This is a genomic window from Knoellia sp. B-D-2 (assembly GCF_057714695.1).
In genome coordinates, this window is the sequence record NZ_CM173189.1 from 2,035,200 (window position 1) to 2,056,692 (window position 21,493).

Annotated in this window: 18 protein-coding genes; 6 read left to right on the forward strand and 12 right to left on the reverse strand. The window is 66.0% G+C overall.

Features of this window, described 5'->3' with window-relative positions; translation table 11 throughout:
• Nucleotides 1-531: 531 nt before the first annotated feature.
• The 5 genes from AC3EU2_RS09690 to AC3EU2_RS09710 are packed head-to-tail and all read right to left on the reverse strand — an operon-like array spanning nt 532 to nt 5,865.
• Nucleotides 532-2,022, reverse strand: a complete 1,491-nt coding sequence (locus AC3EU2_RS09690) for an ATP-binding protein (RefSeq protein WP_488176090.1) — start codon at nt 2,020-2,022, stop codon at nt 532-534.
• A complete protein-coding gene (locus AC3EU2_RS09695) occupies nt 2,019-3,467 on the reverse strand; it encodes an SCO6880 family protein (protein ID WP_488176091.1) in 1,449 nt (482 codons plus the stop codon). The genes AC3EU2_RS09690 and AC3EU2_RS09695 overlap by 4 nt, the downstream gene beginning before the upstream one ends.
• Nucleotides 3,468-3,482: 15 nt before the next feature.
• Nucleotides 3,483-4,748 carry a hypothetical protein gene (locus AC3EU2_RS09700; RefSeq protein ID WP_488176092.1) on the reverse strand — a complete coding sequence of 422 codons (1,266 nt, stop codon included), beginning with the start codon at nt 4,746-4,748 and terminating at the stop codon, nt 3,483-3,485.
• A 50-nt stretch (nt 4,749-4,798) separates the two neighbouring features.
• Entirely contained in the window at nt 4,799-5,545 is a 747-nt protein-coding gene (locus tag AC3EU2_RS09705; protein ID WP_488176093.1) for a hypothetical protein, read from the reverse strand.
• Nucleotides 5,546-5,580: 35 nt separating this feature from the next.
• A complete protein-coding gene (locus AC3EU2_RS09710; protein ID WP_488176094.1) occupies nt 5,581-5,865 on the reverse strand; it encodes a DUF6112 family protein in 285 nt (94 codons plus the stop codon).
• Nucleotides 5,866-6,038: 173 nt separating this feature from the next.
• On the opposite strand from AC3EU2_RS09710, the gene AC3EU2_RS09715 reads away from it, so the two are divergent.
• Nucleotides 6,039-6,752, forward strand: a complete 714-nt coding sequence (locus AC3EU2_RS09715) for a hypothetical protein (protein WP_488176095.1) — start codon at nt 6,039-6,041, stop codon at nt 6,750-6,752.
• A 28-nt stretch (nt 6,753-6,780) separates the two neighbouring features.
• On the opposite strand, the gene AC3EU2_RS09720 is transcribed toward AC3EU2_RS09715, so the two are convergent.
• Nucleotides 6,781-7,746: a C40 family peptidase gene (locus AC3EU2_RS09720; RefSeq protein ID WP_488179471.1), complete on the reverse strand. Its 966-nt coding sequence runs from the start codon at nt 7,744-7,746 to the stop codon at nt 6,781-6,783.
• A 153-nt stretch (nt 7,747-7,899) separates the two neighbouring features.
• Here AC3EU2_RS09720 and AC3EU2_RS09725 point away from each other — a divergent pair, with 153 nt between their 5' ends.
• Nucleotides 7,900-8,394 carry a hypothetical protein gene (locus AC3EU2_RS09725; protein WP_488176096.1) on the forward strand — a complete coding sequence of 165 codons (495 nt, stop codon included), beginning with the start codon at nt 7,900-7,902 and terminating at the stop codon, nt 8,392-8,394.
• 799 nt (nt 8,395-9,193) lie between these two features.
• Here the strand turns inward: AC3EU2_RS09725 and AC3EU2_RS09730 are convergent.
• Both AC3EU2_RS09730 and AC3EU2_RS09735 read right to left on the reverse strand, forming a co-directional pair.
• The gene (locus AC3EU2_RS09730; protein ID WP_488176097.1) at nt 9,194-9,601 is read right to left on the reverse strand and encodes a hypothetical protein; all 408 of its coding nucleotides are present in this window, start codon (nt 9,599-9,601) and stop codon (nt 9,194-9,196) included.
• Complete coding sequence (locus tag AC3EU2_RS09735; protein ID WP_488176098.1) at nt 9,598-10,014, reverse strand: hypothetical protein; 417 nt, start codon at nt 10,012-10,014, stop codon at nt 9,598-9,600. The genes AC3EU2_RS09730 and AC3EU2_RS09735 overlap by 4 nt, the downstream gene beginning before the upstream one ends.
• 294 nt (nt 10,015-10,308) lie before the next feature.
• Between AC3EU2_RS09735 and AC3EU2_RS09740 the strand changes: the two genes are divergently transcribed.
• Nucleotides 10,309-11,100, forward strand: coding sequence for an XRE family transcriptional regulator (locus tag AC3EU2_RS09740; protein ID WP_488176099.1), 792 nt, complete (start codon nt 10,309-10,311; stop codon nt 11,098-11,100).
• 11 nt (nt 11,101-11,111) lie between these two features.
• Nucleotides 11,112-11,582 carry an NUDIX hydrolase gene (locus AC3EU2_RS09745; RefSeq protein WP_488176100.1) on the forward strand — a complete coding sequence of 157 codons (471 nt, stop codon included), beginning with the start codon at nt 11,112-11,114 and terminating at the stop codon, nt 11,580-11,582.
• Here AC3EU2_RS09745 and AC3EU2_RS09750 read toward each other — a convergent pair.
• Both AC3EU2_RS09750 and AC3EU2_RS09755 read right to left on the reverse strand, forming a co-directional pair.
• Nucleotides 11,523-12,110: an HD domain-containing protein gene (locus AC3EU2_RS09750; RefSeq protein WP_488176101.1), complete on the reverse strand. Its 588-nt coding sequence runs from the start codon at nt 12,108-12,110 to the stop codon at nt 11,523-11,525. The genes AC3EU2_RS09745 and AC3EU2_RS09750 overlap by 60 nt on opposite strands.
• 53 nt (nt 12,111-12,163) lie before the next feature.
• Complete coding sequence (locus AC3EU2_RS09755; protein WP_488176102.1) at nt 12,164-12,460, reverse strand: hypothetical protein; 297 nt, start codon at nt 12,458-12,460, stop codon at nt 12,164-12,166.
• A gap of 209 nt (nt 12,461-12,669) precedes the next feature.
• Here AC3EU2_RS09755 and AC3EU2_RS09760 point away from each other — a divergent pair, with 209 nt between their 5' ends.
• Both AC3EU2_RS09760 and mobF read left to right on the forward strand, forming a co-directional pair.
• Nucleotides 12,670-13,116, forward strand: coding sequence for a hypothetical protein (locus AC3EU2_RS09760; protein ID WP_488176103.1), 447 nt, complete (start codon nt 12,670-12,672; stop codon nt 13,114-13,116).
• A gap of 182 nt (nt 13,117-13,298) precedes the next feature.
• Complete coding sequence (mobF, locus tag AC3EU2_RS09765; RefSeq protein WP_488176104.1) at nt 13,299-16,232, forward strand: MobF family relaxase; 2,934 nt, start codon at nt 13,299-13,301, stop codon at nt 16,230-16,232.
• Nucleotides 16,233-16,369: 137 nt separating this feature from the next.
• On the opposite strand, the gene AC3EU2_RS09770 is transcribed toward mobF, so the two are convergent.
• Together AC3EU2_RS09770 and AC3EU2_RS09775 are read right to left on the reverse strand one after the other, a co-directional pair.
• Nucleotides 16,370-19,504, reverse strand: a complete 3,135-nt coding sequence (locus AC3EU2_RS09770; RefSeq protein ID WP_488176105.1) for a restriction endonuclease — start codon at nt 19,502-19,504, stop codon at nt 16,370-16,372.
• Between the two features lies 1 nt (nt 19,505).
• On the reverse strand, nt 19,506-21,488 hold the full coding sequence (locus AC3EU2_RS09775; protein ID WP_488176106.1) for a site-specific DNA-methyltransferase: 1,983 nt from the start codon (nt 21,486-21,488) through the stop codon (nt 19,506-19,508).
• Nucleotides 21,489-21,493: the final 5 nt, after the last annotated feature.

Consider the following 21,493-nt stretch of genomic DNA (forward strand, 5'->3'; position numbering starts at 1 on the left):
CGCGCTGGCCGAAACTCGGGAGTGGCGTTCGAATTTGCAGGCGGCCAGAGCCGCCCAAGTAGCTCGCCTAGAGCACCAACGGCAGCTGCGTCGCAGTTCTCGTGACGCACGACGAGATGCTGCGCTTCGGGAGGCTGCAGGACGACTCCCACGCCCCAAGCCGAAGGGCGATACGCACCTTCTCTCGCAACGTCGTAAGGCCTTTCCAAACATTGAGCAGTGGTCGCCAGTGCAGGGTTGGTCGTGGCTCCAGAAACTGCCGACCCACCTGCAGGAATCAGCACGCCACCTGACGTACTTCGTCAGCGTTTGGGAGGCCGGCCCCGTCACAGACTTGGCCTGGTCTGACGTCCCAGATCCGAGCGGCCTTCAGCGAGCTCTGTTGGTCAACCAAGGATTCATCACCATCCAAGGGCGCAAGTGGCGCCGCCTCCGTCCTTAAGTTCGGGGCCAAGCTCGAGTCAACAACGACGGAGAATGCTCGGTGGCTCCTCACCAACCCCGGAGCTCAACAGACGACGGGTCGCAACGTCAATCCTGACCCGGGACACCTGGCCCCTTGGCCGTTGACCTCATCCGTTGGCTCGTGTCGAAGACAGAGCGCTCGGCCTCCGTCGCGAGGTGCCTGACCACGAACGCTCGGCCACCAACTCGCCACAGCCCCTCACCCTGCTGCAGATCCGGAAGCTGGTCCCGTTCGGCGGTGGTCAACCCCAGCTGCTCTGCCGCGTGCCGAGCCTCGCTCACCTCCTGCTGATAGACGATCTTGGTCGAGCAGTCACCCAGCAGCCCCCTGGCCAACGCCCGCGCCTCGGACCCCGCGTCCCCGACCGCATCGAGATCCGAAAGGCGATGGACCACAAGCAGATTCGCGATCCCGAGCCCACGCGACAGCTTCCACTGTGACTGCATTCGCGCGAGCAACGCGGGCTGGCGCATGAGCCGCCACGCCTCGTCATAGATCACCCACCGCTGACCGCCGGCCGGGTCGGCCAGTGCTGACTCCATCCACGCCGACGCACAGGTCATCAGCATCGCCATCAGCTGGTCCGAGCCGTGCACCCGCGACAGGTCGAGCGTCACCATCGGCAGTGAAGGGTCGAGAGTGACCGTCGAGGGCCCATCAAACAACCCCGCCAGGTCACCCGACACGAGACGGCGCAGCGCGTGACCGACCTCCCGGCCATCGCGTGCCAGCTCCTTCACGGTCGCGCCCGGCAGCCCGACGCGCGGGGTGAGCATCGCGTCCACCACCATCGGCAGCGTTGGCGTGGAGCTCGACGACACAGCAGACGTCAGCGCCGCATCGAGAGCCGTGTGCTCGACCGCCCGCAGCGGCCGCCCAAGCGCCGACTCCGCCAGCGACCCGACGAGCACGCGGCGCCGCTGCGCCACCTCCCGAGCCCAAGCACCTTCGTCGAGCAACGACCCGCGCGGTCCCGGGTCCAACGGGTTGAGCCGGTGCCGGGTACCGCCGCCGAGCTGGATCGACGCCCCACCAACAGCCTCAGCAACCGCGGTCCACTCACCCTTCGGGTCGCCCGGCACGTAGACGCGTCGCCCGACCGCGATCGACCGCGTCGCCATGGACTTGGCTAGGAACGACTTGCCCTTGCCCACGACCCCGGCGAGCAGGCAGTTCGGGTTCGTGAGCACCCCGTTGCCGTAGAGCACCCACGGGTCGAAGCAGAACCCGCCACCGGACCACGCGTCCTGACCGATGTAGACCCCCTCCGACCCAAGCCCAGCCTCCGCCAGGAACGGGTAGGCACCAGCGACCACGTCCGAGGTTGCCCGATGCGCGGGGACTCGCAGCCGTTGCAGTGATCGCCCCGCCTCCGGTCCGTTCTCGCCTCCGGCGGGCAGGTATGCCGTCCGCTCGCGCTTCTCCTTCGGCTCACCTTCGTTGCCTGGAAGGTGACCCAGCGACCGGAGAGCTGAAAGCGCTGGGCGGGCGGACGGCATACGACGCCGTGTCCCGGACGCAGTGAAGAAGGCGGCTTCGGTCGTGCGGCGGGTCATCGGGAAACCTTCCGGCCGAGGGGGAGCGCGGCGGTAGTGAAGGCGCGGGCCTGTTGCCCGTAGAGCCGCCGGGTCTCGCAGCCGGACTGGATTGCGGCCCGGGCGATCTCATCGACCGCGGCCTCGAGGTCCTCGAGCGAGCCGGCGGTCACGGCGACGAGGCCGGTGAACCGGATGTCGGCGTGACCCGAGATGAGGGCACGTTCACGGTCGACGACGTCGGAGGCCTCGACCGAGTCGGACAGGTCGGCGATGACACCGAGCTTGGCCTTCTGGGCGGCGTCGGTGGCGTACTCGACCTTGGCGCGTCGGATGTCGCGGATCGCTTCGTCGGCCGGGATTGGCTCGTACGTCATGGAGATCGTTTTGCGGATCCCGGGCTGGAAGACGAGGGAGTGCAGGAAGAACGGGGGAGCGGCGACACGGGGCCATTCGCTGACCCAGAGGACCGCAGAGTGACCGGTGTCGTGCTGGAGGTGGCCCCAGTACTCCTCGACCGCGACGGGACCCGCGGTGTCGAGCTTGGCTGTGGCCTGAACGGTGGCGCCGAAGCCGGGGTCGTAAGCGGTGCGCAGGGTCGCGGCGACGTCCTCTTCACCGAGCCACCAGGGAAGTTGGATCTCGGCCGCCCTCAGGCTGGCCTGGAACGACGTCATTTCCTGCTTGAGGAAGGCGGCTGCTCCGACGAGGCCGCGACCGGACTGGCGGATGAGCGGCCGCGCCTTGCGCAGGTCCAGCGAAAGAGCGGCGAGTGTCCGGTGGGTCGAGGCCGCCGGGACCACGGTCGTCATGAGCTCTTCGTACTGCCGGACCACCCACGCGTCCTTGTCCCCACTGGCGTGGGTCTCCCACCACCCGGTGATGCCGCGGCCGGCATCCGGGAGGGTGACCTCGAGGATCTGGACCCGGGTACCGCTGCCTGTCGCGGCGAGGTGGGCGAGAGTGCGCGACCAGCCATGGACCCGGCGGGCCTGCTCGTCCGGCGACTGGAGCACGAATGAAGGGTGTCTCAGCATGGCGATTGCGGTGAGGGTCTGAGCGTGCGGATCGTGCAGCATCGCGGCGCCGGTGTCGGGGTCGACAAGAAAGCGCAGGGCTGCGGCGTCCCCCGGCAACGCAAGCGTGCCGGAGGGGCGTGGCCGGTCCGGGCGGGCCCGGAAGCGCGTCTGCCTGGTCGCGCTGCGCCATGCGTAGTGCAGCGCGGTGGGCACCCACTCGATCAGCGGGGTGCCGCGCCATGGGACGAACGTTGCCGCGATGGCGCTTCCCCATATCGGTGAGGTGAGCGCGGCGCCTTGGCTCCCACCGACGAAGAGGGCAGGGACAAGGATGGCGACCGCGAAGCCCAGGGAGGCGAGACGCAGGGCCGAGAAGCCGAGGAGGACCCCTCGGCGAGGCAGCCGGGCGAATCGGATCGCGGGAGCCGTGGAGGTGGTGTCGGTCATGGCGAGGCTTCCTGATCAGTTCTTCTGCGGCGTCTGGTGTGGACCTGTTGAAGGCGAAGGGGGTTGTGGCCCGGACGCTGGAGGTGTCGTGTGGGTGGGCGGGCCACTCCCGGAAGCTCCACCTCGCGGAGGTTCCGTGAGGGTGAACTCGGCTGGGGTCGTCGCGTTTGTCGCGGCCGAGGCTGCGGCTGGACCGCGAGACTCGACGGCCCCAGCCGAGCGGTTGAAGGGTCCCCGACCCTGGGCGGCCTGTTGGTCGCCGGGGTGAGGAGCGTTCTCAAGTGGGCCGGGTCGCAGTTGGGGCGCCTGCTGACCTCTGGCTGCCAGTCCAGCCGCGGCTCCAGCGCCACCAGTCGCAGCCATGGCTGGCAGGAGCGCCCGACCTGTTGCTCGAATCGCCGCGACCTTCTGAGGGGCCGCGGCGACGCTGCGAGCACCGGTGCCGGTTTGGGATGCCGCCGCGTGCGCCGCGTGGATCGACTCCCCGGCGAAGCTGAACATCTTGATCGAGACCCAGGGGGCGAGGCCACCCATGAGGAGCACCAACGCGCCGCCAATGAGTTGGGTGGCTTGTTGGGTCGCGCCGTCGCCGGCTTGTCCGGCTCCTTCGAGGATGAAGACGCCGATCGACAGGATGAGGACGAGGAGGAGTTTGGACGCGATCATCGCGACGACGAACTCGATCCAGCGCCGCACCCACGCGCGGGAGAAGTCAGCGGCAGCTCCGGCGAAGGCGATCGGGGCGAGGACGGCAGCGACGAGCAGCATGAGCTTGCGCGCCAGCATGGCCGCCCACACGATCACGACCGCGGCGAGCGTCACGAGGGAGAGCAGCAATACCACAGCTGGATTCGATTGGGAGGTGAGCCGAGCGACGGTGAGCTTGGCCCCGAGACCTGCGACGTGAGTGTCCATGGTGGCCTGGACGACACCGGCGCTGAGCGCATCGACCGCGGCAAGGAGGACTCGGGTGGCCGCGAGGGCCAACGCAGTCCCCAGGGTGGCCGTGACGAGACCTGATAGGGCGCGTTGGAGGCCGCCGGGTTCTTGGCGCAGGACTGCACGGATCAGCTGGATGGCGAACAGGCCTACGCAGAGCACGGCGGCGATCGCTCCCGTGATTGCCATCTCCCGCAGCAGATTCGGCGACGTGAGATCGAGGGTGGTCGCCTCGTCGATCTGCTCCCACAACCACGTCGTGGCCTTGACCGATGCTTCACCGAAGTATCCGGCGATGTGGGAGAACGCCGACGTCGCGGCCCCCGCAGCGGCGTCGTTCACCGAGTCCTGGATTAGGCAGAGCGGGTTTAGCTTGTTCGGACCCTCGCAGCTCATGACGGACCCACCGGGATCGAGGTGAAGGTGATGACGCCAACGACGCCGTATGCCGTCCGCACCGGTGGTCCTTCGAGGTTGAGGCTGACCGCGACGCTGAACCGCTGCGTGCCAGCAGCGGAGGTGCGGGTCACCATCGCGGAGACCTCGCGGGCCGTGACACCGGGGTCGGTGATGCGTCCGCTGGCGACGGCATTCGTCCACACGGTGGGCTGCTGGACGCGCTCGACTTCCGCGACGTCGACCGTGTGCTGAGTCCCCAGCTGGGCCCACTCTGTCTGAGACGGGACGGGCGCCGGACCGGCCGTCGCGTCGGTCACGGACCAGACGGCGAACCGATCGCGCGCGGACTCGGGCACCAGGCCAATCACCAAGGGTTCGGTCGTGGCGGCGGACTCGGCCTGGACCCAGGCGAGGTGCGAGTCGCGCGGGACCTTCGTGTAGTCGCGTGACAAAAGGCGGCGGACAAACTCGGTGGCGTAGAGATCGGCCTGCTCTGTTGTCGCGCCCGTGATGCGAGGGGTCGTTGACTTCGCCTCGTAGCGCGGGGTCGACGCGATCCTCGCGAGCCCCTCCTTAAGTGCCACGTCCGAGGTTCCGTCCGGCAGGCTCGGCACGGCGCTGGGGACGCGGGCATCGGGCGCCGACTGACGGGGTGCGGCCGGGGGAGGGCGATCGCTCGCGCCGCCGAAGTGGGCGGCAGCGCCGAACATCGCACCGAGGACAACCACGAGCAGCGCCACGAAAGCAGCGCCACGTGGCAGGCGAGGCGCCCGCATCACCGGATCCCGCCGCCAGCGTTGTTGAAGAACGTGACCAGCGTGCTGGCGGCGCCGAGCAACATCGCCGCACCCGCAGCGACGAGGACACCGGACTTGCCCTTGCCGGCGACGTGGGGGTTGGACGAGTGGCTGCCGATGGCCCAGGCGACCGCTGACAGTGCGACGCCAGCGACAGCGGCAACGAGTCCGAACGCGAGCAGGCCGCCGACGATCGTCTCGAGCGCGTCGAGGCCGGGAAGCCCGCTGGTGTTTGGCTTGATGTCGATGAACGGAGCAGACATGGCAAGGGTGCCTTTCGCAGCAGAGGCGGGCCGATCCCGCTCGTACTGCGACCACCCAGCCGCTGGGGCACCATCTGCGTGCTCTGCCGAAGACTCTCAGCAGATGGCGTGCCATCCCCGCGTGACAGCATTCCGATCATGGCGCCCAGGAATCCAAGCCGAAGGGAACAACGATGACGACGCTTTCGGCCGGCGTTACGACGCCCAATGCGCCAAGCGGCGTCCTGATCTTCGGCGTCGATGTTGGGTCGGTCCGCAGGACGGGCGGCTTCTCTTGGTCGACCAGCGACGCGAGCCAGCGTGGGCAGGACGATCCCACGTTGCTCGGGAATGCTGTGGTGTCCGCGCTGGCGTCCGGGCGCCCAGTGGCGTTGGCCTTTGAATGCCCACTGTCGGTTCCGGTGCCATCTGCCGATGCCGGGAGCTGGAGCTACCTCGGTCGGGCGAGGGCCGGAGAGCGAAATCGGTCTTGGAGTGCCGGCGCAGGCGCCGGCGTCCTAGCGACAGGACTGGTGCAAGTGCCGTGGCTGCTTTCCTACGTCGCGACCCGATCCGGCACGCCGGTCGTCGCGACGACCCAACCAGACGCGTTCCTCAGCGGGCAAGCCAATCTGCTTCTGGCCGAAGCGATGGTGACGAGCGACGGCAAACCAGAGCCAGTTGAAGAATCACAGGACCATGCCGACGCTGTGGTGGCCGCCAGACGTCTCGAGGAGTTGCTGATGGTGGCGGCCGCCGGCGACACGCTTGTTGGAGACGTGACCTGCTACCCCCACGTCGCCTTGAATCTGGCCGCATGCGCAGCCATGCATGCAGGCGTTCTCCTTGACCCCAGCGAGCTCCGGCAAGAGGTCGTCGTCGTCAAAGCCAAACCCATCATGGACTAGAACAAGAGGTATCGGCGGACGGGTGGGTTCAAGCTATGTGGCGGATGCCGGCGACGCCTCCAGCGATGTAGGACTTGACGCTGACCACCTTGACGACGTCGCCCGTGTGCGGGGCCTCGACGACGAGGCCGTCCCCGATGTACATCCCGACGTGCCCCGGTCTGGCCATGGTGCCCAACCCGCCAGGGATCGCGATGAGGTCACCCGGAAGCAGGTGAGCTAGGTCGGTCGGGACGCCGTCGTGCATCTGGGTGCCGACGACGCGGGTAATGGAGACGCCGGCGGCTCGCCAGGCGGTCTGGGTAAGGCCTGAGCAGTCATAGGATTCGGGTCCCTCGGCACCCCAGACATAGGGCTTGCCAAGTTGGGCCAGCGCGAACGAGACCGCACGCTGTGCTGCCGGACTCGTCCCGGGCGGGAGGGTGAAGCCAGCAGGCAGCGCCACCGGCTGCCCGTTGGTAGTGGCCTCGCACTCCGATGACGTGCCGAGGACGACGTCAACGACTCGCGCGGCTGCGGCCGCGTGGACCAGGTAATTGCTTCCGTCGGAGAAGGCCGAGCGCTGGACCTGTTGGGCGACAACCCAAGGTGAGCGCACGTGCCAGTCCCTGACCTCGAGAAGTGCGTCGAGGAAGAGCCCGGTCGAGACGATCGGGTCCATCCGCTGCGCTGCGCTGCCCCACCCCGGCCGTTGCTGGAACAGGCCGAGTGAGTCGTGGTCGTAGCCCCACCCCTCGTTGGGTAACTGCGTTCCGTTTGGGTCGTTGGGGTTCCCGATGTTCCTAAGGGCGGACTCGGTGATGGCCGTCATGATCGCGATCTGCGCGGCGACCCGCCCACCACGCGGTGTGGCGACGGCGACGATCGTCCGCGCGTTCCTGGCCTGGGCCTCCGAGAGCTCGGCGACGGGTCCCGAGGTCGTACAGATGTCAACTCCCGCCGCCGCGGACTGCGGCATGGCTCCGAGGAGAATCACGAATCCCACGAAACCCATCGCTGCGGCAGCAGCAGAGACGGCGGCACCGACACGAGCAACAGACATGTCACCCACACGAGCACTGCGGGGCACCATCCGCGGTCCTGTTGCGGTGTCGCGCCCCTACGCGAGAGTGTTGTCAGTAGAGGTGCGTCAGACCAAGGAGAGTTCGTGCGCGCAAGTGAGCGGACGGCATACCCCACGACCGTCGCTTCGGCGGCCGTGGAGGATGCGCGCGCTCTCGCCTTGGAACTGGCAGGGATGAGCGAGCCTCAGCGCGTGGACGCTCTGGCGTTGCGGATCGTGACCGAGCCGGATGAGGACGTCCTGCGTGTGGCGATGTGCTGGACCCGATGGCGCGTGGATGGGCAGTGGGGTGAGGCCTACTGGTGCCAAGGGATCGTGACAACGCGGCGGCTGCTCCTGCGTCTGCCCGACGGCAGCCTGCGGTCGCAGTGGTGGGGGACCGTCGTGGGCTTCGACGCGGACCTTGAGGCGGGAAACGTCGTGCTCGACTACGGCGACGGTCGGCCGCGACAGATTGCCGGGCCGGCCGTCGCGGTTATCGCCGTTGCGGGCATCGACGCGCTCTACGGGACCGAGGCGTTGATCCGGCATCCCAGCCTTGAACCCCTCCGGACCCATAGGGCTCCATCCCCGAGCTGAACCACATCTCCCGTGTGACGTGGTCATCTAAGGGCGCCGTCGGAGGTGCTGTCCCTCCCACTGGAGGGCCTCGGGTATGGAGCCGCTTGGCGAGCGGGTCATGCATGTCGCAGCCCATCCCTCCCTCGGTGGGTCGAGTGCCAAGCACTGCAGTTCGGACCACGGCAGGCGCGCCGATCGTGAATCGGACTCAACCTCTGCATCGACCTTGGGACGGAGCCGTGTCCATGCAGCCGAAGCCTCCTGTTATGGTCGCCCGTCCTCTCTCCCGGCCGGAAGGCGCCCGCCATGAATTTGCATCGCAACCTCGTGCTCCTCGTCATGGCCTTGGTCTCCTTAACCGCGTGCTCGTCGGAGACTCTCGAGCAGGGACTGGGTGCAGCTTCGACTTCGTCGGCCTCCCCGTCGAGCGTCCCGACTCCAACGGTGAGTGGTCCCGACGCATCGATCGTTGTTCAAGTCGACTGCGGCGCGGATGGCGTTGCCGGCGTGGACATCGCGTACGGCACTTCGGCTGACCAAGTCTTGGTTGGACGGAATCCCACGACCCTGTCGGTAGGTGGAATCGAGTCCTTCGACAGGAAGTACGGGACTGGTCCTGGCTACGGTGACGCCGATCTGAAGGTAACTGTTGAGCCCACGGTTGGAACGTGTCGGACCACCCTGACTGACTACTCGACAGGCGAAGTCCTCCGCGAGCACAACACTGCCGGCCGCGCCGTTTTGCAGGCAGTAGTGCGGTATCAGGCCAGTTCCTGACGCCGTGGAGGCTCTCGCTCCGCGACAGATGGACACGCGCTCATGCGCCCATGCTCGTCGCATCGACAGCCCGAGCCGGCGAGATCGCCAGGACCTGACGTCGCGCGTAGACGAACTCGAGTTCGGTCAGGTGTCGCCCCTCGGTGAAGATCCGGAGCAGGCCCGACCAGCCTGATGGTGAGCCGCCGAGGAGCCGGTGGACCGCTCGTCGTGAGGTCGGCTCGAGTCTGAGCTGGCTGAGCATGCGTTTGGTGCACTCCCGCGAGTTGCCGCCGGCGCTCTTGGCCGTGATGGTCACCAGCGGGTCTTCGGCGCCTCGACTCCTGGCTTCCTCGATGCGGGAGATAAGGATGTCGATCGCAGGGGAGATGACGCCCGTCATCCGCGGGTCATCCACCTCGAGTCCGAGTTCGCCGGCGACCCAGCGGTCCAGTGCGGACGCGCTCATGACTCGTCCTTTGGGGCGTCGAGCTCGACGAACCTCACGGGCGCGCCGGCCGGGACGTCGGTCATGCCGTGCAGCTGGTCGTTCCGGGCGGCGCGTCCCGACCCCTTCGCGCTGCGCTTGGCCTGGGAGGAGATGTGGGCGAACAGCGACTCGGGGCCGAGACCGCGAGCGGTGTCCTCGTTCTTGATGAGCCACTCCATCGCAGCGACGAGTTCTTCGCCAACGTAGTCGTCGGTGACGGTGACCGGCCTCGTCGAGCCGTAGGGCACGACGTCGACGCATCCGCGTGTGCACACGCAGTCGCGGATCTCGAGCCAAAGTCGAGCGGTCTCCGGCCCCGAGGTCCCCAAGCTGCCGCACCCATCCAGCGCGGCTTTGAGCTCCGCGCCCTTCTCCATCTGTCCGATCGCCATGTCGCAGTTCTCCCCTTCTGCTTGTTCCGAGCGCCGGTGTCGTTCAGAGGACCAGAAATGGGCGGAGCGCCTTGAAAGTTGTCCACAGTCGCCCTTGCGGCTGCGGTTATCCACAGCCGAAGATTCGAGTGCCCGGTGCGTCTTGGGATCCGGCATGGTTGTTGTTGAGGCCAATTGGCCTTGGTGCCGCGAACAGCACATCCCGAGAGGGCAGGACGCGGTCACCACGTGGCAGGACGTTTGAGGACGTCTCAGTTCTGGCAGAACGTCCCAGCAGGTGTGCAAGGGAGGGTCATGTCCAACGAGCGACTCCGGTCGGCGATCGTCGAGGCCGGCATGTCCTTGGCCGAGTTCGGTGACGCCGTCGGCGTCGACCCCAAGACCGTCGAGCGATGGATCACCAAGGACCGTGTGCCGCATCGAGCCCACCGGCTGAAGTCCGCCGGTGTGCTCGGCCGAACAGACGTATTCCTCTGGCCCACAACGGAATCCGACCCAAGATCGCGAGCTGCAGCGAAGGCCGAGTTCGTCGATCTCTACCCCAGTCGCGGGAGCGTCCCAAGCTCGACCTGGGTCGAGCTTCTCGACTCAGCTCACGAATCGATCGACCTTTTGGCGTATGCCGGGAGCTTCCTTCACGACAGCGTGCCGTCCTTCGCTCAGCGGCTTTCAGAACGAGCCGCCGCGGGCGTCTCTGTGCGCCTGCTGTTTGGTGACCCAACGAGCGACGCGGTCGCGCTGCGCGGCAAGGAGGAAGGGATCGGCGAGCTGATGGCGGCTCGCTGTTCTCTGACTTGGAACTACTTGGCGCTGATCCTCAACGGAGGTGAGGTGGTCGGCGGGTCCGCGGTCGAGATCGACGACGCAGGAGGAGGCGTGCAGGCACGTCAGCACGGATGCACTCTGTACGCCTCGCTCTTCCGCTTCGACGATGCTCTGCTTGTCAATCCTCACACCTACGGTGCCGCCGCCGGACACTCGCCGGTGCTGCATCTCAACCGCGTTCCAGGCGGCCGGCTGTTCACCCACTACCTCGAGTCGTTCGATAGGACGTGGCAGAAAGCCAAGCCGCTCGGCACGGCGTAACGTCGACGCCCATGGGACGCATCGACTACATCGACGACCCCGGCGCACCGGCGATCAACAGCGTCGTGCCTTCCGTCGTGGCCATCGTCCGTGACGACGAGGGCCGGATTTTGATGATCCACAAGACGGACAACAACCGATGGGCACTACCCGGGGGAGGGCACGAGCCCGGCGAGTCAATCGCCGATACCGTCGTGCGCGAGGTGAAGGAAGAGACCGGCTACGACGTCGAGGTCGAGACGATCACGGGCACCTACACCAACCCCCACCACGTCATGGCGTATGACGATGGTGAGGTGCGTCAGCAGTTCTCAATTGCCTTCCGCGCCAAACTGATTGGCGGTGCCAAACGCACGAGCGAAGAGAGCAGTGAAGTCGAGTGGCTGGCACCAGAGGAGATCTCCGACCTCGACCTCCACCCGTCAATGCGGTTGCGCCTCGCCCACGCCCTCGAGGACTCCGGCCGGCCACACATCGGATAGCCCAAGCCGCAATCGACCCCGCAACGCCGAGGCGAGAAGCTCGGGATGCGAACGCGTGATGGCGCGGTGGACGGGGTGACCCTCGGGGTAGCGGTTGAGGATCTCGTCGACTCGCTCTCGCGGAGTCGTGATTGCCCCTGTCGGCGACGACACCAGGTCGAGCAGATTCAAAGCATCGAGATCGTCTGCGTCCGGAGCGGAGAAGCGGCCGAGGTCACTCTCGAGCCCTCGCTCCTCGGCTTCGAAGCGTGCGCCCGTGTGATGGGCCACCAGACTCACCACTCCATCCGGCGCGCCCGCGTGTGCCAGGAACGTCGCGCCGTCGACCGGGTGGAAGCCGGTGATCGCCAGTGCGGGCGCGTAGCCGAGGTCATGGAGCCACGCCGCCGCAGCGATGTCGGAGGAGATCCCGACCTCCGAAACCATCCAGTCCGCGAGCCGTCCAACGGTCTCGACGTGATCCCACCTCGTCCCAAGGTCGCCCAGATATCGGGCGGCGAGCTCTGGGGCCTCCTCCGTCCGCCACATGACTCGCCATCTTGCCGCAGGCAGCCGGCTGAACACAGCGGCGGCCGACATGGTCAGGGAGAGATGGGGCGCGCCGTGTCGGCGCCCGACCGGCTGCTTTCGGCTGCCTGCACGGCACGCTTGACCACGCCGAGCGGCTGGTCGAGGAGCTGCGCGGCTCGGTCGAGGCCCGAGACCTCCGCCAGCCTGGCAACCGCTTCGGCGATGTTCTGGTCAGCAGCGTCAACGCGCTCCTGAACCCGGGCGCGAGCCGCGTACGCCTTCGTCGTACCGGCGAGAGCGGCCGCCTCGGCGCGCTGTGCCTCATGCAGACGACGACGAGCATCTTCACGGTTGGGGTGCGTCTTCATGATGCCTCCTGGCGCGTTCGGCTTCATGAGAGTCACGCACGCGTCGGGGCACGACGCGGCGCCATGCTGGCGGCGAGGCGACGACCAGCCGCGGTTCAGGCGTCGTCAGACGTGGCCCGGTTCCGACTCGGACGGCTGCGCAGGCGTTGATCCGAGGAGTGCCGTCCGGCGTCATCCAATTGCCCCTGACAGCGATTACTGTCCGGACTGTGAGTACTCAGCACATCGGCGCTGCAGGTGAACTCCTAGTTCAGTACCAGCTCCTGAAGGTGGGGATCGACAGTGCGCGACTGACAACCGACGCAGGCATCGACCTCGTGGTCTACTCGCCTGGCGACCGGTCGGCGACGACGGTCCAGGTTAAGACGAACCTCGCTTCGAAGCCGACGGGAGGCCGAGGCCCACTGTCTCGGGGATGGTTCTTTCCGCACGACTGTCCCGCTGAGTTCATCGCCTTTGTGGCCTTGGACGCGGACATGGTTTGGCTCGTCTCGCTCGATGAGGCGAGGCACCTCGCCCAACAGCACTCCGCGACAGGTATGCGCCAGCTGTACTGGCGAATCGAGTCTCCTTCGCTGCCGGGTGGTTCACTCAGGTACGAAGGCCACATGAATCGCTACCTGCTCGAGGTCCAAGCACCCGCCCTCTTCCCGTAGCAGCCGGCCCGTCCCGGGTCCCGCGGCAGGCACAGAACCCTTCCCTTCGCCCTGCGTTCCGAGCACCTTCAATGGCGCGCCAGCCACCAACCCCGTACTGAGCGCCACACGTCTGGCACCCGCTGTCGCGGGTGGTCGCGCCGCCCACTTCCATAGTGCCCCAGCCGAGCCGTTGTCTCCGCATGACGATGTCGATCCGGCGGATGACTCTGGGGGCGGGATACCGCTACCTGATGTCCTCAGTCGCCCGGCTCGACGAGGCTGGTGCGGCCGCTGGGCTCGCCGCCTACTACGCAGCCGGAGGAACCCCGCCCGGGCGATTCCTCGGCGCCGGCCTTGCAGGCCTGGCTGGCGGCGCAGGCGTCGAGTCAGGCACGCTCGTCACCGAGGAAGCTCTCTGGCGCATGCTCGGCATGCTCCGAGATCCCGTTACCGGCGAACCCCTCGGCCAGATACCGCACACTCAGCCCGCCACCGTCATCGACCGGTTCGGCCGGCAACGCAAGGCCCCCAAGACCGTCGCCGGTTTCGACCTCACCTTCTCCGCCCCCAAGTCCGTCAGCGTCGCGTGGGCGCTGGCCGACGACGCCACCCGCGCCCGCATCTACGCCGCCCACCGCCGCGCTCTCGAGGCCGTTATCGCCTACGGCGAGTCCCAGGTCTTCGCGACCCGACTCGGCAAGGGCGGCGTCGTCCAAGAAGACATTCGGGGCATCGTCGCCACCGCGTTCGACCACTGGGACTCCCGCTCCGGTGATCCCCAGCTCCACACCCACGTCGTCGTCCTCAACCGCGTCCAAGCCGTCAGCGACGGCAAGTGGCGCACCCTCGACTCCAAGGCGCTTTTCCGCGCAGCCGTCGGGATGTCCGAGCTCTACAACGGCATCCTCGCGGACCAGCTCACGGCCGACCTCGGCTGGACCTGGGCACCCGAGCAGCGCCGCCGTTCCGCAGAACCCAAGTGGGAAGTCGACGGCGTCCCCAAGGCCCTTCGCGACCACTTCTCCCAGCGCACCACCGCGATCGAGTCGGCCAAGGATGACCTCGTCGCCAGCTTCACGGCCTCCCATGGCCGGGAACCCACGGCTCGCGAAGTCATTCAGATGCGCCAACATGCCACCCTCACCACCCGTGAGGACAAGCACCTCCGACCCCTGCGCGACCTCATCGCCGATTGGCGCGACCGTGCCCGTCCTCATATTGGCGACGAGCCCGAACGGTGGGCCGCCGACCTCACCCGCGACACGGCGCCCACGCTCCGCTCGGCCGACGACACAGACGACGGGATCTTCCGTGACGCCGCCACGATCGTGCTGGCAAAGGTTGCCGACAAGCGAGCCACGTTCACCCGGGCCAACCTCTTCGCCGAAGCCCTCCGCGAGCTTCACGGCGTCCGCTTCGCCACCCCAAACGACCGAACGTCTGTGGCTGGCAAGACCGCCACCTACGCCACTGAGCTGGCAGTCCAACTCACCCCACCCGACGTCGGTCGCGTGCCCGACGGGCTCCGGCGTGCCGACGGGAGCACCAAGTTCGTTGCCCGCGACAGCGAGGTCTTCGCCACCCAGGAGCTCCTCGACGCCGAGGCCCGCCTCCTCGACGCCGCTGCTGCCGAAGACGCGCCCGTCGTTCCCGCCGCAACCGCCTCCGCCATTGCCGAGCAACCCCTGCCCGGGCGTACCCACCACCTGTCCGCTGACCAGGCCGCTGCCGTCACCGCGACCGTCACGTCGGGCCGCCGAGTCGACCTCCTCGTTGGTGCCGCCGGAACGGGGAAGTCCACCGCGATGGCCGGCGTCCGTGCAGCCTGGGAAGCCACCTACGGGCCAGGTTCCGTTGTGGGCCTCGCCCCCTCAGCGGCAGGCGCCGAGGTCCTCGCCGACGCAGTCGGCGTCCCCACCGAGAACACCGCCAAATGGATCAGCGAACAAGACCGCCTCCCCGAACACAAAGCAAAGGCCGACGCGTATGCCGGCCGGCTGGCTCGCGCGTACCCCTCACCCGCCACGCGGAGACTGGAGGCAGAAACGGCAACCGCGCGAGCGGCATACGAGCGGTGGGCTCTGCGCCCCGGGCAACTGGTGATCGTGGACGAGGCGTCAATGGCTGCCACGTTCGACCTGGACCGGATCGCGACAGCGGCCACCGACGCGGGCGCGAAGGTACTGCTGGTGGGGGACTGGGCCCAACTGTCCCCAGTGCAAGCCGGGGGCGCCTTCAAGTTGCTTTCTGACGCTCGGCCAGACGCGCCGACGCTGCACGACGTTCGACGGTTCCGCCACGAGTGGGAACGCAACGCCAGCCTCGACCTGCGGTCCGGCCTGGCCTCGGTGGCAGCGACGTATGCTGCTAAGGGGCGGGTCGAATCTGGGTCTCGAGACGACATGGTCGACCTCATCTTCGAGGGGTGGCAGCAGGACGTGAGGGCCGGCCAGACCTCGTTGATGCTGGCCGCAGACACCGAAACCGTGCGAGACCTCAACGCTCGCGCCCGATCCCACCGGGTCGCCGCCAGCGAGGTCGGCGACGTGGGAGTTCGGCTCGGGGACGGGACTGTCGTCGGGGTTGGCGACGTCGTCGTGACCCGTCTGAACCGGCGCGCACTCCTTACGGGGAGCGGTTGGGTCAAGAACGGTGACGACTGGATCGTGCAGGCCATTGACGAGAACGGGTCGGTGCGTGTGCGTCGAGCGAGCGGGGGAGAGGTCGCTGTGCTCCCCGCTGACTATGTCGTCGAGAACCTCGAACTCGGTTACGCCACGACCGCCCACAGGGCACAGGGCCGGACCGTGAACACCGCGCACGCGTACATCACCGCGAACACCATGCGGGAATCGCTCTACGTGATGGCTACGCGCGGCCGTGAGTCGAACCGTCTGTACGTCGACACCACGCATGACCCGAACGCTGCGACGAGCCACGAGGAGCCCACGAAGGTCGAGCCACTTGAGGTCCTGCAGACAATCGTCGCGTCGTCCGGAGTCGATCTGTCCGCGACCGAGACTCGAAGCTTCGAGGAGGCCGCGGCGTCGACTGCCTGGCGTCTGGATGCCCAAGGCGCCGCAATCCAGAACGTCAAGCGAATGGCCGAACCCCTAATCACGATTGAGATCTGAACCCAGAGCGGTCCAGGAGCGCCTGTTCGCTACGGCTTATAACCGCGAATCGGACCCCTGCGTCTCTGAACCACCCTGGTAACTGCACGCGGCTACGAACGGGGCTCCGTCACGTCGTCCACGGTCAGTTTCGCGCATCATTCCAAGAGCGCCAGGTCATAGGCGACGACGTCATCGAGAATCGCATTAGCCGTCTCCATGTTGTTCACGACTGCGTACTTCAGATCCGTGAAGCCCACGTCGGCTCGGACGCGGTCAAAGTGACGTCGCGCGGCTAGGATCTTACCGCGCTCAGCCGGGCGGAGGAGTTCGAGGTCTGTAGTGCTCTTGGTCTCGAAGACGATGTACTGACTTCCGTCAGGGCGCTCCGCCATCACGGCCCAGTCCGGGTTGTAGTCACCAAGCGGCGTGGGGATGACGAATGCGGCGGGCAGTTTGACGAAGGCCTTGATGTCGTCTCGCTCCTGAAGCCGAAGAGCGAACGCCTTCTCCACGCCCGAGTCGACGACCAAGTACTTGTAGGGCGACTTCGCCGCGAACGAGACTGGCTCGTTGTTGTCATCAGCGACCACGTTCCCGCCACTACCCGTGTACCCCGACAGATCAGCTTCCTCGAGCAGCGACAGGGGGTAACGACGCTCGCGATCGGGCCTATTGGTATCCACGAGCTCGTACCGGAGTCCCTGAATCAGGAATCGGGACTTGGTGGCGTTCAAGATCGCGGTTACCCGATCGACGTACACCTGCGGGTTCAGCTTGAACTGGTGAAGGGTTCCCGACCCGGTTAGCACGTGAGCGATGGTTGCCCGGGTGAGCTGAGTGCGATCAGCGAGCACGGAGAGGATGTCAGGCAGATTCTGGCTGTCTTCGTAGAGGACATCGGCGCGACGCGCATGGCTGGTCTCTGCGTTCAAGCCGCTCTGATCGATGCGACCGACAACGTGGGTGAGCCACTCTCCCTTGCGCCGCGGCACCGGCATCATCTCCCGCAACGCCTTCACAATCTCGTCGCGCAGCGCGTCCTCGTCGACTGCGACTCGGAACTCGGTGCGGTGTTGGATGCGATCCCATAGAGCGCGGAACTCGGGGCTTTCCAGTCGCTCCTGCACCATCGGCACAGAAATGCGGGACCCGGCCCTCTTGATGTCAATGGGCTTGACGAGGCTCTTGATCAGCCTGCGAACTTCGAACTGACCCCGCTCGTCCGCGATGGCCCCTTCGATCAGCTGACGCAGTTCTTCGGTGTCTTGTTGAACAGCTTCGCGGAGCCTGTCTTGCACCTTTCCGCGCGATTCGATGTATCCGGCCTCCAGGAGGGCGGCGAAGAGCCCGCGGCCAGCCTCATTGCCGACGGGCCTGGCTTCGGTTGCTCCGACCGGCTTATAGGTGAGCCGGGCAAAACCGTCGATCGTGACGATGCCGAACTCAATGCCGAGGTCCTCAGCTAGTTCGCGCTGTAGCTGCTCAGCAAACTCCTCGTACGACTCATTGGCGATGACGGTCAGGCGGTTGACGTCGAATCCGCGCACGCGGTTGCCGTCGCCATCGACGCACAGGCGCAGACCTCGTCCAATGCTCTGCCGCCGCCAACGCTCAGAGCCCATGTTTCGCAGCACGCAGATCTGGAACACGTTGGGATTGTCCCATCCCTCCTGAAGCGCGGAGTGGCTGAAGATGAACCGGAGCGGGGTGCCTGGCGTCGTCAGGCCGATCTTGTCCTTCATGATCTGCTCATAGGCAAGCCCCGCCTGCTGTCGGCCCTTGTCGGTGGTTTCCTTTGTTTCGACGAGTCGTTCGACGCCTCCGCGGCCGCGGTCGACCGAGAAGTAGCCCTGGTGCGCTTCGGCCGCGACGGCCTCGGCGGGCCTGTTGCCGAGAAGCTTGTTGAACGCCGGTTCGGACGCGATCTTGGCGTACTCCTCCTCGAAGATCTGGGCATACTGTCCTGGCTGGGCTTCGCCGTTCTCGTCGTAGACGCGGTACTTCGCTACTGAGTCGACGAAGAAGAGACTGAGGACCTTGATCTTGCGTCCGTGGAACGCGAACTCATCTTCCTTGCGCAGGTGCTGTCGGATGGTCTGCGCGATCATCTGTCGGGCGCGTTCGGCCAGGCCGATCTCGGCGCCGATCGCTTCGCCGACCTTCACCTCGCTGTAGTCTGTGAACCGGACATGCTCCGCCCCGGGAACCACGCTGATGCTGTCGACCATCAGGTCGCGATACAGATCGCGACCGGCATGGTCGCCCAGGTTCTCCCCGATTCCGACGGTGAACGACTTCCGACTAATGCCCACCGATGTCTCGGCATCGAGCTCCAACCGCGCAGTGAATCTGGCGCCGGTGCGCTTGGTGCCGAGCAGTCGCACGTAAGGCGTGGTGCCGCTGGCCTCGGTGACGAGGTCGTCGACCTCGATCTGCTTGACCAGCTGCTTCTCGTAGGCCCCGATTGCATCGAGCCGGTAGATCAGGTTGCCCTTGTCCAACTTCGGGTGCGTGGCCGAGTAGCGGATCGTCGCGACCGGGTTCATACCCTCCACGGCGAGCCGGCCAGCGCCCTTCTTCTTGCGCGGGTTGCCGTCGTCGCCATACACGCTTTGCGGCTCATCGACGATGACGATGGGATTGGTTGCGCGCATGAGGTCCATCGGCACTTCGAGATCGAGGTCCTCGGACGGCTTATTGATCCTGGCTGTCGCCTTATTCATGGCTGCGACCGTGATGATCATGATCTCTATGCCCGACGACGTCGCAAACGACCGAAGGCGCGAGACGTTGTCTCCGGAGTACTGGAAGCATTGCATCGGCGGGTTCCCGTATAGGGCACCGAAATGGTCTCGCAGCATATCGATCGACGTAGCAACACCTTCGTTGATCGCAACGGAAGGTACAACGATAACGAACTTCGTGAACCCGTACAGCGCGTTCAACTCATAGATCGAGCGGAGGTAGACGTAGGTTTTCCCGGTCCCGGTCTCCATCTCGACGGTGAAATCCATCGACTTAAGCTTGGGCTCGGGGGCCAAGCCGATTTTGTCCTGCGCCGCATGTAGATTTCCGAGGATCGTCTCGGGCGTGAGACGCATTCGGTTGCCGTAGCCGTGGGTCGAAATGCCCAGGCTGTCGCCCGAGGCCTCGAATAACCCTTCGCTCAACGAGGCGTGGGCTTGGACGGTGAAGTGTGACGTCAGCGACTCCTGGCCCTTGAAGAGGCCCGTGACGGCGTCGATCGCGTCCCGCTGGTAGTCGAGATCCGCCTCGAAGGTGAACTTCACGTCAGATGCTCCGTAGCGTCTTGATGCCCGCTTGGTGAAGCGCGGCCGCGAGGTTCAGCTTGGCCGAGGAGTCCTTGAATCCGGTGTCGCGGACGACGACCGTGATGTCGGAGTCCACTGGTTCTTCGTCCCTCCAAGCGACAATCGCTCGTGCAATTTCATCCGCCGTATCGAGTGCGACGTCTGTCCCGAAGAAGGCATACAGGGTCCCGGCGAGGCTGTAGAGCTTGCTCCCGGCTACGGCGCGGGTCGAAACGGGCGTAACCAGATCGATCCCGAGTCGCAGCATCATCTCAACCAGCAGGTCGGCGCTGGTGCGCCCCGCGGCGAGGTTGTCCACTGCGGCCAGCAGGTCGAGTTCGCCCGTGCCGTCCCACGGCCTCACGTTGCTCTCCGCCAGCTTGTAGGAGCGAAAACCGGTATCGATCGCAGGCCGGGCGGAATTGGCTCTTTGGCCAATCTGCTGGCCGGCGCGCCGCAGACGCTCGCGAGTGATGTCCGCGATCGTCTCGAAGTCCTCATGATCGAGCGGCTCGTCCAATTGCACGAGGACGAAGCGCCGCCTTCCCCCATCTCGTGCGTTGAGGTCCATGACGGCATGGCCCGTGGTGCCCGATCCCGCGAAGAGATCGAGGACCAAAGCTTCTTGGTTCCCTCCGGAGACAAGGTCGAACCAGCGTGCTAGGACGTTAACGTCCTTTGGAAAGTCGAAGACCTTGGTGCCGAGTAGTGCTTCTAGCGCCTGCGATGCAGACCGCCGCGCCTGCTCGAAGACTGAAGATGCTGTCTCCATCGACTGCTCAGCCAGAAAAGTCTTTACGTACGGCAACGACGTATGGTCCGCGCCGAACAAAATGAGGTCATCGGCGATCTTCTTCTTCATCACGTCTTCGGCATACCGCCAGCCCTTCTTTGGTTTGCGCACTGGCAAGCCCGTGACCGGGTGGGCGATGTCGTACATGAGGTTCGGGCGCAGGTTTGGCGACCCCGGATTGTCACCGTAAAAGACGCGCCCCTCGTCATCGATCCTGTTGTAGTTCGTGATTGACGCGGTAAACCTGTGCTTTTGGGTTGTCATCCACGCCTTATACATCTCCGTCGCGCGGGCGGCGTCTTGCCCGGACTTCCTCCAGGACTGTTCAGCTTTTGCGAGGACCTCGTCGACGGCATCCTTCTTGGCTCGCCAATACACGCCGGTCTCCCGGAGGTACGCCTCGTTCTTTGCATAAATGAGCATGTAGTCGTGGCTGTCAGATACGTATCGCGAGTCATTCTTCTTGACTCCCTGCCAGACGACGTTCGAGATGAAGTTCTCCGCGCCGAAGACTCGGTCCAGTAGCAGCTTTAGGCGCGCGTGTTCGGTGTCGTCGATGGCGACGATGATGACGCCAGTCTCCTTAAGGAGGTGGTGAGCAACCATGAGTCGGGGGTACATCATCGACAGCCACTTCGAGTGGCGAGAGGCACCAACTTTTCGTTCCGTGGCGCGGTCTGACCCCATGCCTGCCTGAAGGGCACCTGCCTCGTCGCGGAGGCCAGCCGCAGTCTCATGCTCTGCCTGGGTAGCGACGCGCTTGTCGTCGTACACGAAATCGTTCCCCGTGTTGTATGGCGGATCGACATAGATCACGTCGACCGAGTTCGTGTAACCACGGCGAAGCAGGCGGAGTACTTCGAGGTTATCGCCCTCGATGACTATGTTGCGGGTGTCATCCCAGGCCACGGACTCTTCGGGCTTCGGGAGCAGCGTCATCGTGGCGGGAAGGGTAGAGAGCCGGCGGGCAGCTGACATCCCGGGCCAGCGGAGACCGAAGCCCTCACTCCCGGCTGGTGCTGCCTGGTCACCCAGCAGGTCACGCAACACGTCAACGTCGACTCTGCCGTCGGCGACAGCGTCCGGGAACAGCCTGGCCAGCTCAGCGAGGTTTCCGGTCACCTCCCCCGGACCGTCGAGTTCATTCAGCGGGGTGAAGTCCTCAGTCACAGGAT

What these genes read in the sequence shown, in the direction of transcription:
- AC3EU2_RS09735 (WP_488176098.1), bottom strand. Translation starts at nt 10,014, where the DNA reads ATGGCGATCGGACAGATGGAGAAGGGCGCGGAGCTCAAAGCCGCGCTG.
- AC3EU2_RS09730 (WP_488176097.1), bottom strand. Translation starts at nt 9,601, where the DNA reads ATGAGCGCGTCCGCACTGGACCGCTGGGTCGCCGGCGAACTCGGACTC.
- AC3EU2_RS09710 (WP_488176094.1), bottom strand. Translation starts at nt 5,865, where the DNA reads ATGTCTGCTCCGTTCATCGACATCAAGCCAAACACCAGCGGGCTTCCC.
- mobF (WP_488176104.1), top strand. Translation starts at nt 13,299, where the DNA reads ATGACGATGTCGATCCGGCGGATGACTCTGGGGGCGGGATACCGCTAC.
- AC3EU2_RS09690 (WP_488176090.1), bottom strand. Translation starts at nt 2,022, where the DNA reads ATGACCCGCCGCACGACCGAAGCCGCCTTCTTCACTGCGTCCGGGACA.
- AC3EU2_RS09755 (WP_488176102.1), bottom strand. Translation starts at nt 12,460, where the DNA reads ATGAAGACGCACCCCAACCGTGAAGATGCTCGTCGTCGTCTGCATGAG.
- AC3EU2_RS09720 (WP_488179471.1), bottom strand. Translation starts at nt 7,746, where the DNA reads ATGGGTTTCGTGGGATTCGTGATTCTCCTCGGAGCCATGCCGCAGTCC.
- AC3EU2_RS09740 (WP_488176099.1), top strand. Translation starts at nt 10,309, where the DNA reads ATGTCCAACGAGCGACTCCGGTCGGCGATCGTCGAGGCCGGCATGTCC.
- AC3EU2_RS09750 (WP_488176101.1), bottom strand. Translation starts at nt 12,110, where the DNA reads ATGTGGCGGACGGAGGAGGCCCCAGAGCTCGCCGCCCGATATCTGGGC.
- AC3EU2_RS09695 (WP_488176091.1), bottom strand. Translation starts at nt 3,467, where the DNA reads ATGACCGACACCACCTCCACGGCTCCCGCGATCCGATTCGCCCGGCTG.
- AC3EU2_RS09745 (WP_488176100.1), top strand. Translation starts at nt 11,112, where the DNA reads ATGGGACGCATCGACTACATCGACGACCCCGGCGCACCGGCGATCAAC.
- AC3EU2_RS09715 (WP_488176095.1), top strand. Translation starts at nt 6,039, where the DNA reads ATGACGACGCTTTCGGCCGGCGTTACGACGCCCAATGCGCCAAGCGGC.